At 67.4% G+C, this 11924-nt stretch carries 13 protein-coding genes; 11 read left to right on the forward strand and 2 right to left on the reverse strand.

The annotated features are described in order from the left end of the window. Positions 1-12: 12 nt before the first annotated feature. From ACJJV6_RS09635 to ACJJV6_RS09650, 4 genes are all read left to right on the forward strand, one after another. Positions 13-1503, forward strand: a complete 1491-nt coding sequence (locus tag ACJJV6_RS09635; RefSeq protein WP_407710487.1) for an alpha-N-arabinofuranosidase — start codon at positions 13-15, stop codon at positions 1501-1503. 79 nt (positions 1504-1582) lie between these two features. Then, positions 1583-2167, forward strand: coding sequence for an HhH-GPD-type base excision DNA repair protein (locus ACJJV6_RS09640; RefSeq protein WP_035753348.1), 585 nt, complete (start codon positions 1583-1585; stop codon positions 2165-2167). Between the two features lie 94 nt (positions 2168-2261). Beyond that, the gene (locus tag ACJJV6_RS09645) at positions 2262-3266 is read left to right on the forward strand and encodes a LacI family DNA-binding transcriptional regulator (protein WP_407710415.1); all 1005 of its coding nucleotides are present in this window, start codon (positions 2262-2264) and stop codon (positions 3264-3266) included. Between the two features lie 69 nt (positions 3267-3335). After that, a complete protein-coding gene (locus tag ACJJV6_RS09650) occupies positions 3336-3911 on the forward strand; it encodes a cysteine hydrolase family protein (RefSeq protein ID WP_009358792.1) in 576 nt (191 codons plus the stop codon). Between the two features lie 52 nt (positions 3912-3963). Here ACJJV6_RS09650 and ACJJV6_RS09655 read toward each other — a convergent pair whose 3' ends face one another. After that, positions 3964-5217, reverse strand: coding sequence for an allantoate amidohydrolase (locus ACJJV6_RS09655; protein WP_407710416.1), 1254 nt, complete (start codon positions 5215-5217; stop codon positions 3964-3966). Continuing rightward, positions 5217-6371, reverse strand: a complete 1155-nt coding sequence (locus tag ACJJV6_RS09660; RefSeq protein WP_407710417.1) for an FAD-dependent oxidoreductase — start codon at positions 6369-6371, stop codon at positions 5217-5219. The genes ACJJV6_RS09655 and ACJJV6_RS09660 overlap by 1 nt, the downstream gene beginning before the upstream one ends. A 120-nt stretch (positions 6372-6491) precedes the next feature. Here ACJJV6_RS09660 and ACJJV6_RS09665 point away from each other — a divergent pair, with 120 nt between their 5' ends. The 7 genes from ACJJV6_RS09665 (at position 6492) to ureG (ending at position 11909) form a co-directional block, all read left to right on the forward strand. Next, on the forward strand, positions 6492-7370 hold the full coding sequence (locus ACJJV6_RS09665; protein ID WP_407710418.1) for a LysR family transcriptional regulator: 879 nt from the start codon (positions 6492-6494) through the stop codon (positions 7368-7370). A gap of 95 nt (positions 7371-7465) precedes the next feature. Then, a complete protein-coding gene (locus ACJJV6_RS09670) occupies positions 7466-7768 on the forward strand; it encodes an urease subunit gamma (RefSeq protein ID WP_009358789.1) in 303 nt (100 codons plus the stop codon). Positions 7769-7777: 9 nt separating this feature from the next. After that, positions 7778-8146, forward strand: coding sequence for an urease subunit beta (locus ACJJV6_RS09675; RefSeq protein ID WP_407710419.1), 369 nt, complete (start codon positions 7778-7780; stop codon positions 8144-8146). Further along, a complete protein-coding gene (ureC, locus tag ACJJV6_RS09680; protein ID WP_407710420.1) occupies positions 8143-9873 on the forward strand; it encodes an urease subunit alpha in 1731 nt (576 codons plus the stop codon). Before ACJJV6_RS09675 ends, ureC begins: the two co-directional genes overlap by 4 nt. A gap of 29 nt (positions 9874-9902) precedes the next feature. Then, the gene (ureE, locus tag ACJJV6_RS09685; RefSeq protein WP_407710421.1) at positions 9903-10388 is read left to right on the forward strand and encodes an urease accessory protein UreE; all 486 of its coding nucleotides are present in this window, start codon (positions 9903-9905) and stop codon (positions 10386-10388) included. 207 nt (positions 10389-10595) lie between these two features. Next, positions 10596-11261: an urease accessory protein UreF gene (locus ACJJV6_RS09690; protein ID WP_035753346.1), complete on the forward strand. Its 666-nt coding sequence runs from the start codon at positions 10596-10598 to the stop codon at positions 11259-11261. A 30-nt stretch (positions 11262-11291) separates the two neighbouring features. Then, positions 11292-11909: an urease accessory protein UreG gene (gene ureG / locus ACJJV6_RS09695; RefSeq protein WP_407710422.1), complete on the forward strand. Its 618-nt coding sequence runs from the start codon at positions 11292-11294 to the stop codon at positions 11907-11909. The last annotated feature ends 15 nt before the right edge of the window (positions 11910-11924 follow it).

Genomic DNA, 11924 nt, shown 5'->3' on the forward strand with positions numbered 1-11924 from the left:
GCGAAGATCACCATGGATCCCGCCTTCGTGGTGGGGCCGGTCCGGCGGCGCACTTTCGGCGCCTTCGTGGAGCATCTTGGCCGCTGCGTGTACACCGGCATCTTTGAGCCGGAGCACCCGACGGCGGACCGGGACGGCTTCCGCGGGGACGTCCTGGAACTCACCCGCGAACTGGGGGTATCCACGGTGCGGTACCCGGGCGGCAACTTCGTGTCCGGCTACCGCTGGGAGGACGGCGTGGGCCCGGTGGAGCAGCGGCCGGTGCGGCTGGACCTCGCCTGGCACTCCAGCGACCCCAACCTGGTGGGCGTGGACGAGTTCGCCAAATGGTCCGCCAAGGCAGGCGTGGAGACCATGATGGCCGTCAACCTCGGCACCCGCGGAACCCAGGAGGCGCTGGACCTGCTGGAGTATTGCAACATCGACGGCGGGACGGCCTTCTCGGACCAGCGCCGGGCCAACGGCGCCGAAAAGGGCTACGGCATCAAGATGTGGTGCCTGGGCAACGAGATGGACGGCCCGTGGCAGATCGGCCACAAGAGCGCCCACGAGTACGGCCGGCTCGCGGCGGACACCGCCCGGGGAATGCGCATGCTGGATCCGGACCTTGAACTGGTGGCCTGCGGCAGCTCCGGGCCCACCATGCCCACGTTCGGCGAGTGGGAGCGCGTGGTGCTCAGCGAGACCTACGACCTCGTGGACCTGGTCTCGGCCCACCAGTACTTCGAGGACTTCGGCGACCTGCAGGAACACCTTGCCGCCGGACACAAGATGGACGCGTTCATCCGCGACATCGTTGCCCACATCGACCACGTGAAGTCGGTCAGGAAGTCCGGCAAGCAGATCAACATCTCCTTCGACGAGTGGAACGTCTGGCACATGAGCCGCGGCGAGTCCAAGGCACCCAGCGGCAAGGACTGGCCGGTGGCCCCCGTGCTGCTGGAGGACATCTACACGGTGGCGGACGCCGTGGTGGTCGGGGATCTGTTGATCACGTTGCTCCGCAACACGGACCGGGTGCACTCGGCAAGCCTGGCGCAGCTGGTGAACGTCATCGCCCCCATCATGACCGAACCGGGCGGGCGTGCCTGGAAGCAGACCACCTTCCACCCGTTCGCCCTGACCTCCCGCCACGCGTCCGGCACCGTGCTGCAGCTCGCCGTCGAATCCCCCCTGGTCAGCGGGGGCAAGACGACGGACGTTGCCGCCGTGTCCGCCGTCGCAACCTACGACGCCGAAAAGGGGGAGGCGGTGGTGTTCGCCGTCAACCGCTCGGCGACGGACGCGCTGCGGCTGGACGCCGCGGTGTCCGCGCTCGGCAACGTCCAGGTTGTGGAGGCCCTCACCTACGCCAACAAGGACCCCTACTGGCAGGCAACGGCGGACGATTCCACCTCCGTCCTGCCCGCGGAGAACGTCACGGCAAAGGCCGACGGCGGCCGCCTCACCGCGGAGCTTCCTGCCGTGTCCTGGTCGATGATCCGGCTCGCCGTCGGCAAGTAGCAGCAGGCGGATGCCCCCAGCGGGGCGCGGAAGGCAACAATTCCGCGCCCCGCTGGCGTCTGCGGCAACCTCTGGGAGGATGGACGGCATGGAACTGCACATCACGGGTGATCCCGCCGCCGATAAGTTGTTGAGCGAGGATGACTTTGCGCTCTTGACCGGAATGCTGCTGGACCAGCAGGTGACCATGGAATCCGCGTTCGCCGGGCCGGAGAAGATCAGGACCCGGATCGGCTCCCTGAAGCCGGAGGCCATCGCGGCGCACGATCCGCAGGCCTTTGTTGAGATGTTCAAGGAGCGGCCGGCGGTCCACCGGTTTCCGGGCTCCATGGCCGCACGCGTCCAGGCGCTGGCCGAGGCGGTGCAGAACGACTGGGGCGGTGACGCCGCCGCGATCTGGACGCAGGGCAATCCGGACGGCGCGGAGGTGCTGCGCAGGCTGAAGGCGCTGCCCGGCTTTGGCGACCAGAAAGCCAGGATTTTCCTTGCCCTGCTCGGCAAGCAGCGCGGCCTCCAGGCGCCCGGCTGGCAGGAAGCGGCAGGCCACTACGGCGAGGAGGGTGCCTTCCTGTCCGTCGCGGACATTGTGGATCCGGAGTCCCTGGTCAAGGTGCGCGCCAGCAAGCAGGCCGCCAAGGCTGCCGCGAAGAAGGCGAAGGGCTGACCTTCCCTCCTTCGTGGCGGCGGGTTGCCGTACCCGCGCTGTTTTCTGCAACGATGTATCGCAGAACCCGGCAGAACCACACGAAGGAGCCATGATGGCGGTCACCATGAACGACGTTGCAAGGGCGGCGGGGGTGTCGCTGAAGACGGTCTCCAACGTCCTGAACGACTATGAGTTCATCCGTCCTGCCACCAAGCAGCGGGTGCAGGACGCCATCGCCGAGCTGGGCTACGAAGCCAACCTGACGGCCCGGAGCCTGCGGTCCGGCAAGACTTCCATGCTGGGGCTGGTCCTGTCCGACCTTGCCGCTCCCTACTATGCCGAACTGGCGGCAAAGCTGATGAAGGCTGCGTCCCGGCGCGGCTACCGTGTCCTGGTGGAGCAGTCCGACGCGCAGTCCGAGGCGGAACTGAACGCCCTCCGCGGCCCGTTCCGCCAGCTCACCGACGGACTGCTGTTCACCCCGCTGGCCATCGACGCCGACGCCATCGCCGAACGCGCGGGCAAGAAACCCCTGGTCATGCTCGGCGAGCACATCATGGACCCGCGCTTTGACCTGGTCACCATGAAGAACGAGGAAGCCGCCGCGGCACTCACCAAGCATCTGCTGGACAGCGGCCGCCGTCGCATTGCGGTGCTCGGGGCCAGCCCGGAAGAGTCGGCCGGCAGTGCCGGGCTGCGGCTCAACGGGTACCGGCGGGCACTGGAACAGGCAGGGGTCGCCTTCGATCCCGCCCTGATAGCCTCCGGTGTGTGGCGCCGGGACGGCGGGGCCGGTGCTGTGGCCGGCCTGCTGGACAGCGGGGTGCAGTTCGATGCCGTCTTCGGCCTGAACGACGTGCTGGCGCTGGGGGCCCTGCACGAACTGCTGATCCGCGGGCTTCGGGTACCGCAGGATGTGGCCGTGGCGGGCTTTGACGACATCGATGAGGCGCGGTTCGCCTCGCCGTCCCTGACCACCGTTTCGCCGGGTATGGATGAGATCGCCGAGCGGTCCATCACCCTGCTGCTGGACCGCCTCGCCGGCCGGGAAACCGCCGGGCAGGGCGTTCACATTGAGGCCGGCTTCGAGCTGAAGATCCGGGAGTCTGCTCCCTAACTACAAGTTTCATCAGCGCCGCCCGCGGGTACGGTTTTGGCACCGGTTCAACAGACGGAAAGGTGTCCCATGATTGCCCTCCTGGTCATCGACATGCAGAACGCATACTTCGAAGCACCGGAACTGGCCGCCCGGCAGGACCGGCTGGTTGCCTCCTGCAACCGGTTGTTGGAGGCTTTCACGTCTACCGGCCACAAGGCGTTGCTGGTGGGCACGGAGCATGAGCGCGACAAGTCCACCTGGACGCTGAACATGCTCGACGACGACCAGGGCTTCATCTTCCGCGGCAGCAAGCAGGCCGAGGCCGTTCCGGGCCTGGCAAAGGACGGCCTGCCCCAGCTCAACAAGACCCGCGACAGCGCCTTTGTGGGCACCAACCTGCTGTCCCGGCTGCGGAACTGGGGTGCCAACGAAGTGGTGCTGGCGGGCGTCTCCACCCACAACTGCATCGCCCAGACCGGCGCGGACGCCTTCGCCCACAACATCCGCGTCACCTACGCCAAGGACGCCATGGCCTCCGAGGACACCAAGGACGCCGAGGACATGTTGCGCATCCTCTCCACCACCTACCGCCAGCCCGTCCAGTCCACTGACGAGATCGTGGCCAGGCTGCAGGAAGCGTCGGCAGAGGGGCGCACGAGGTAAGGCGCGACGGCGGCACGTCCGCGCGTGCCGCCGTCGCGCCTTAACAGGGTGGTCAGGCCATCAGCCCGTGGAGTGCGTCGGCGAGGGTTTGGGCGCCTGTTTCGGCGTCCTCGTCCAGCACGTGTTCTTCGGGCGAGTGGGATACGCCGCTGGGGTTGCGGACGAAAACCATGGCGGTGGGGACGTGGGCTGCGAGGACGCCGGCGTCATGTCCTGCCCCGGTGTCCAGGACGGGTGCGTCCGGCAGGGCGAGCTGGAGGTCCTTCTGCAGTCCTGGATCGAAATGGACGGTGGGGCTCAGCGACTCCTCGCGGAGTTCCACGCGGCAGCCTTCCTCGGCGGCGATGACCCGGGCCTGCAGGTGGATGCTTTCCACGAGGGCGGCGGTGACGGCGTCGTTGGGGTGGCGGACGTCCAGCCAGAAGTCCACGCGGGAGGCGATGACGTTGGTTCCGCCGGGGACGGGCTGGAGCCTGCCGACCGTGGCGCGGGCGTGGGGCTGTTTCCGGGCAATGTCGCGGACGGCGACGACCATGCGGGAGGCCGAAACCATGGGGTCGTACCGGTCGGCCATGAGGGTGGTGCCGGCGTGGTTGCCCTGGCCGTGGACGCTCAGGCGCCAACGTCCGTGTCCGAGGATGGACGAGGCGATTGCCACGGGCTGGTCCAGGTCGATCAGTCCCCGGCCCTGTTCGACGTGCAGTTCCACGAAGGCGCCGATCCGGCCCAGGAGTTGTTCGTCTTTGCCGACGTGGCGCGGGTCCAGTCCATTGGCGCGTGCGACGTCGGCGAAGGTTGAGCCGTCAGGGTCCCGCAGGTTCCGGGCTTTGTCCGGGTCGATGGCGCCGGTCAGAAGCCGGGAGCCGAGGCAGGCGACGCCGAAGCGGGAGCCTTCCTCCTCGGGGAACACGACGACGGCGAGCGGGCGCGGCGGGGTGGCGATCCGGGCTTTGAGGATGTCCACGGCGACCAGGGCGGAGGCGATGCCGAGCGGGCCGTCGAAGGGTCCGCCGCCGGGGACGGAGTCAAGGTGGCTGCCGGTGACCAGGCTGTTGCTGCGGTCCCCGCCGGGGATGTCCCACCAGGCCCAGATGGCGCCGTTGCGGTCGGTTTCCACGGACAGGCCGCGCTTTTGGGCCTGCTCGGTGAACCAGCTGCGCAGGTCCAGCTCTGCGGTGGAGTACACCGGGCGGGTGTAGCCGCCGCGGAGGGCATCCGTACCGACGGCGGAAATTTCAGCCATCAGGCCGGTCACGGTTGCCGCCGGAACGGTGGCCAGCGGAGTGGTTTCGATCGTGCGCGCCATCAGTGGGCCGCCACTGCCGTGCCGTGGGCCTGGGCCGCGAGCCGGAACTGGTCCGGGACTTGTCCTGCGCCGGTGGCGAGGTCTGCCGCAAGTTGCCCGATCAGCGGGGCGAACTTGGCGCCGTGGCCGGAGCAGGGGGAGAGGATGGTGATGCCGTCCGCCCGGTCCAGGATGAAGTCTTCGGTGGGGGTGTTGGTGAACAGGCAGGTGGTTTCGGCGTACGGTTCGGGCGCCAGGCCGGGGAGGTATTGTGCGACGTAGTCGATGACCCGCCGGCGGTTGTCCGGGCTGATCCTGCCGTCCTGGTCGGCGGCGGAGGGCAGGATTTTGCCGCCGTTGTATTCGGCGACCTTCTGGCCGCGGAAGCCGGCGTCGCGGCCGCCGGGCAGGCCGTAGGCCTGCCAGCCCTCGCGTTTGTGGATGAAGGTGGGCCACGTTGAGGTGTCTGTGCCGTCCACGTAGGGGAAGTGGTAGGCCTGTTCCTGGCGGACTTCGATGGGCGGCATGCCGGCCTGGAAGGATGACGGCAGCGCGAGTGATCCGAGCAGCTTGGGCAGCCAGCCGCCGGCGGCGACGATGACGTTGGCGGCGCGCAGGGTCCGGCCGTCCTCGGAGGTCAGGAGGTAGGCGCCCGCTGCGCCGGTGATGGAGGCGACGGCCCAGTTGGTGTGGAGTGCCGCGCCATTAGTGACTGCCTGGTCCACCATGGCGGCGACGGATTCGTGGGCGTCGATCACGCCGGCGTCCGGGTGCCACAGCACGGGGGTGTCGAAGGCGATCTGGGGCCAGCGGCGGCCTGCTTCGGCGGGGGTGAGGAGTTCGTGGTCGATGCCGCGGCTGGCCAGTACTGCGGCGAGGCGTTCGGGCTGGCGGATGGCGCCGTAGTCGACGGCTCCGGTGGGGGTGATGAGCTGCTTGCCGCTGAGGCGTGCCAGTTCGTCCCAGCCGGCCTTGGCCTCCTGGACCAGGCCGGTGTAGAACTCCTCGGGGTAGGCGTAGCGGAAGATCCGGGCGGAGCCGTGGGAACTTCCGGCGTCGTTGGCGGGGGTGGTGCGTTCCAGCAGGGCAACGCCGTGGCCGCGGGCGGCAAGGTGCCAGGCGGTGGCTGCTCCGGACAGCCCCGCCCCGACGACGGCGTACTCGATCGAGTCCATTGGATGGCTCCTTGATGCAGTGACGGTGGTTCGTGCTCTGCGTCCAGTAACCCATCCGGAAAGACGCTGCGTCCAATATCATTTGACAAGTAATTATTAGCGTCTATCGAAAGAATCCTCATGGAGTTCCGGCAGCTGCGGTACTTCCTCGTCGTCGCTGACGAGCTGCACTTCGGCAGGGCGGCCGAGCGCCTGCACATCACCCAGCCGCCCCTGACCGTCGCCGTCAAGGGCCTGGAACGTGAGCTTGGCGTGCAGCTGTTCGACCGCACCACCCGCCGCGTCACCCTGACAGCCGCTGGCGAGGCGTTCAGGGACAGGGCCCGCGCGGCCGTGGCGGAGTTGGATGCCGCGGCGGGCGACGTTGCCGACGTCGCCGCCGGAAAGAGCGGCAAGGTCAAGGTGGGCTTCGTCAGCTCCGCGAGCTACACCACCGTCCCCGAGGCACTGCGCGCCTTCCGCCGGCACCGGTCACGGGTGGACCTGGTGCTGCACCCGCTCACCAGCGGCGAACAGATCGAACAGCTGCTTGACGGCGATCTCGACGTCGGCCTGGTCCGCGACCCGGGGGACGTGCCCGGCCTCCACCTCGAACTGCTCGGCACCGAGGACCTGGTGGCGGTCATCCCGGAAAACCACCCCCTCTCCGGGCAGGAGGAGATCCGGCCGGAGGACCTTCAGGGCGAGCCCATGATCCTTTTCCCGTACCGCCTGATGCCGGGCTTCGTGTCCAGGGTCCTGCGGCTGTTCGAACCGCTCGCGGTGCCCCCCGCCGTCGTGCAGCAGGCCATCCACCAGGAAACGGTCCTTGGCCTGGTGGCCGCCGGGCTGGGCATGTCCGTGCTGCCTGAATCCGTGGAGCGGTTCCAGATGCCGGGTGTGACCACGCGCCGGCTGGCTGGGCGGCCCCAGACGGAACTCCACGTAGCGCGGCCCTTGCGCCCTTCCCCGGTGGTCGACGACTTCGTGGCATGCCTGAAAGGGCATATGTCGGACTAATCGAATGCCAGCCATGACATGGCTGAAACGTGGCGGAAACGTTCGCCGCCTACTCTGGGTCCCACGCCGTCCTGAAGGCCGTTGAAGGGAACCCTATGCATCTGATGCCCCGTGAGCAGGAAAAGCTTCTGATCGTGGTGGCGGCCGACCTCGCCCGGCGGCGGCAGGCCCGGGGGCTCAAGCTGAACTACCCGGAGGCGGTGGCCATCATCAGCTATGAGCTGATCGAGGGCGCCCGGGACGGGCGCAGCGTGGCCGAACTCATGAGCTACGGAACCACCCTGCTCACCCGCGAAGACGTGATGGAAGGCGTTCCCGAGATGATCCATGACGTCCAGGTCGAGGCGACATTCCCGGACGGCACCAAGCTCGTCACCGTCCACGACCCGATCCGTTAGGGGCGCCCCATGATTCCCGGAGAATACATCCTGCAGCCCGAGCCGGTGACGGCCAACGCGGGGCGTCATGCCATCGACGTCGATGTGGTGAATACCGGCGACCGGCCGGTCCAGGTGGGCTCGCACTTCCACTTCGCCGAGGCAAACCCTGCCTTGGCCTTTGACCGGCAGGCAGCCTACGGCCGCAGGCTGGACATCCCGGCCGGAACCGCGGCCCGGTTCGAACCCGGCGACTCGCGCACCGTCCGGCTGATCGAACTCGCCGGCACCCGCGAGGTCCACGGGCTCAGCAACGCGGTCAATGGGAAGCTCGACGGCGGCACGCACCTTGGCAGCCCGGCCCGGCCGGGTGCCGCAGCGGAAGGGGACCAGCAGTGAGCTTCGAGATGCCACGACGGCAGTACGCCGACCTTTACGGCCCGACGACGGGTGACGCCGTCCGCCTGGCGGACACGGAGCTGTTCCTCGAGATCGAGAAAGACCTCACCGTCTACGGCGAGGAGGTGGTGTTCGGCGGCGGCAAGGTGATCCGGGACGGCATGGGCCAGAACGGCCAGGCGGTCCGGGATGACGACGTTCCGGACACCGTCATCACCAACGCCGTGATCCTGGACTACACGGGCATCTACAAAGCGGACGTTGCGCTCAAGGACGGCCACATCTTCAGGATCGGCAAGGCCGGCAACCCCCAGATGACGGACGGCGTGGATATCGTGATCGGCGCCAGCACCGAGATCATCGCCGGTGAACGCAAGATCCTCACCGCAGGGGGAGTGGACACCCACATCCACTTCATCTCCCCGGACCAGGTGGCCGCCGCACTCACCAGCGGCGTGACCACCATGATCGGCGGCGGCACCGGCCCGGCCGAAGGAACCAAGGCCACCACCGTCACCCCGGGCAAATGGCACATCCAGCGGATGCTGCAGGCGGCCGAGGGCTTCCCCATGAACATCGGCCTCTTCGGCAAAGGCCACGCATCCGCCGTCGAACCGCTCGCCGAACAGATCCGCGCTGGCGCCATCGGGCTGAAGGTCCACGAGGACTGGGGCGCCACGCACTCCTCCATCGACACCTCCCTGAAGGTGGCGGACGAGTACGACGTCCAGGTGGCCATCCACACGGACACCCTCAACGAGTGCGGCTTTGTGGAGGACACCATCCGGGCCATCGGCGGCCGTGTTATCCACACCTTCCACACCGAAGGTGCCGGCGGCGGCCACGCCCCGGACATCATCAAGATCGCGGGCATGCCCAACGTCCTGCCCGCGTCCACCAACCCCACGCTGCCGTACACGCGCAACACCATCGAAGAGCACCTGGACATGCTGATGGTCTGCCACCACCTCAACCCGGATATCCCCGAGGACGTTGCCTTCGCCGATTCCCGCATCCGGGCCGAGACCATCGCCGCCGAGGACGTCCTGCAGGACCTGGGCATCTTCTCCATCACCTCCTCCGACTCCCAAGCCATGGGACGCGTGGGTGAGGTGATCACCCGCACCTGGCAGGTGGCGGACAAGATGAAGAAGCAGCGCGGTGTGCTGGCAGATGACGACGGCGGCGCGCACGGCTCCGCCGGCAGCGACAACTTCCGGCTCAAGCGCTACGTGGCCAAGTACACGATCAACCCGGCCATCGCCCAGGGCATCGCGGACTCCGTCGGCTCCGTGGAGGTAGGCAAGTTCGCGGACCTGGTCCTGTGGGATCCTGCCTTCTTTGGCGTTAAGCCGGAGTTGGTGATCAAGGGCGGGCAGATCGCGTATGCCCTGATGGGCGACGCCAACGCGTCCATCCCCACACCGCAGCCGCGGACCATGCGGCCCATGTTCGGGGCCCACGGGAAGGCGGTGCAGCAGTGCTCCATCACGTTCCTCCCGCAGGCGGCCATTGACGCCGGAGTGCCGGCGGAGCTGGGGCTGGAGAAGGTCATCCGGCCCGTCTCCGGGATCCGCACCCTCACCAAGGCGGACCTGAAATACAACGACGCGACGCCCGACATCCAGGTGGACCCGGAGACCTACCTGGTAACGGTCGACGGCGAGGACATCACCTGCGAGCCCGCCGACGTTCTGCCCATGGCCCAGCGCTACTTCCTCTTCTAGCCCTTCCCCTTCGCGCCCCGGAGAACCACGTGATAATCGACAAAGTCCTCGGCAACCTGCACGAGCTGCCCGAAACGGACCTCGCAGCCTACGCCAGCCTGCACCGCGAGAAGGTGGTGCTGCCCAGCGCCCAGCTGGTCAAGCGCATCCAGCGCGCGACGACGGACCACGGCAAGGAAATCGGCATCCGCCTTCCCGCCGGCTCCGGCGACCTCCGCGACGGCGACATCCTGCATGTCGAAGACTCCAACATGATCGTGGTGTCCGTCCTGCCCACCGACGTTCTGGTCATCGCCCCCCGGTCCATCCACGAGATGGGGGTCGCTGCCCACTCCCTCGGCAACCGGCACCTGCAGGCACAGTTCTTCGACGCATCGTCTGAATATGAAGCCGAGGTCATGGTGTGCGCCTACGACCACACCGTCGAGGACTACCTCAAACACACCGGAGTGCCCTACTCCCGGCAGGAACGCGTCATGCCCGTACCTTTCCGCCATGCTGAGCACTCGCACTAGTACTTCGCCTTCGGCTCCAGCGATCGGGTGCGCCTTGGGGGCTTCGGCGGGAGATAGGGGCCGTGCCCGTCCCCAGGCGCTCCCAACCCTCGCAAGCTCGGGTCGGGGCCCTCGCGCCAGTGGGCCCCCCGCGCGGCCCGCCACGCCGCGGCCCCTATCTCCCGCCTCCGCCGATTCGAAAGGTCACCAGTCGTCGAGGTGCCTGCAATGAGTTACCAGCTTGCTCTGCAGCAATTGGTTGATTCTGCGCTTCCTACTGGGGCTTTTGCTCACTCTTTTGGGTTTGAGACTTATCTCGAGCGGGGGCTCGTTTTTGATGAGGCTGGTTTTGGGGTGTGGTTGTCGGCTTTTGTTTCGCAGCAGCTGACGTATTCGGATGGGCTTGCCATCCGGTTCTTGTATGAGGGTGGTGATGTTGTTGGGCTCGATGCTGCGTTGTCGGCGTCTTTGTTGCCGCGGCAGGTCCGGGAGGCCAGCACCAAAATGGGGCTCCGGCTGCTTGAGATCGGGGCGGAAGTCTTTCCGTCGGCGGAGCTGGAACTGTACCGGGACCTGGTGACCACCGGCAGGGCCGCCGGACACCAGCCGCTCGCGTTCGCCGTCGTCGCACGTTCGCTGGGAGTGCCGCTGCAGGAGGCGCTCGCAGCCTACCTTTTCGCTACCGCCACCTCGCTGACGCAGAACGCCGTCCGCGCCATCCCGCTCGGCCAGAACGCCGGGCAGCGCGTGCTGCGGAAGGCGCACGACGACGTCGCTGCCGCCGTCGAGCGGGTCGCCCACCTGACGCCGGACGACTTCGGGGCCGTCATCCCCGGACTGGAAATTTCACAAATGCGGCACGAACGCCAGCGTGCCCGGATGTTCATGAGCTGACCGTGCCCATGGATTCACAAGGAGGACAGCATGACTGAACCCATCAAGATCGGCATCGGCGGGCCCGTGGGCGCCGGTAAAACGCAGCTCGTGGAACGGCTCACCCGGCACATGAGCGGTGACATCTCCATGGCCGCCATCACCAACGACATCTACACCATCGAGGACGCCAAAATCCTTGCCGCCAACGGCATCCTGCCCGTCGACCGGATCATCGGCGTCGAAACCGGCGGCTGCCCGCACACCGCCATCCGCGAGGACACCTCGATGAACACCGCAGCCATCGAGGAACTCAAGGCCCGGCACCCCGACCTGCAGGTGATCTTCGTGGAATCCGGCGGCGACAACCTCTCCGCCACCTTCAGCCCCGAACTCGTGGACTTCTCCATCTACATCATCGACGTGGCCCAGGGCGAGAAAATCCCCCGCAAAGCCGGCCAGGGCATGATCAAGTCCGACCTCTTCATCATCAACAAAACCGACCTCGCCCCCCACGTCGGCGCGGACCTCGCAGTCATGGAACGGGACTCCAAAGAATTCCGCGGGGCAAAGCCGTTTTGCTTCACCAACCTCAAGACCGACGAAGGGCTTGAAAAGGTCATTGACTGGATCCGGCACGACGTCCTGATGCTCGACCTGGCCCAGTGAGCACGACGGCGGCCC

Origin of the sequence: Arthrobacter nitrophenolicus, from assembly GCF_045833485.1 — a bacterium.
In the GTDB taxonomy this organism is placed as follows: Bacteria; Actinomycetota; Actinomycetes; order Actinomycetales; family Micrococcaceae; genus Arthrobacter; species Arthrobacter nitrophenolicus.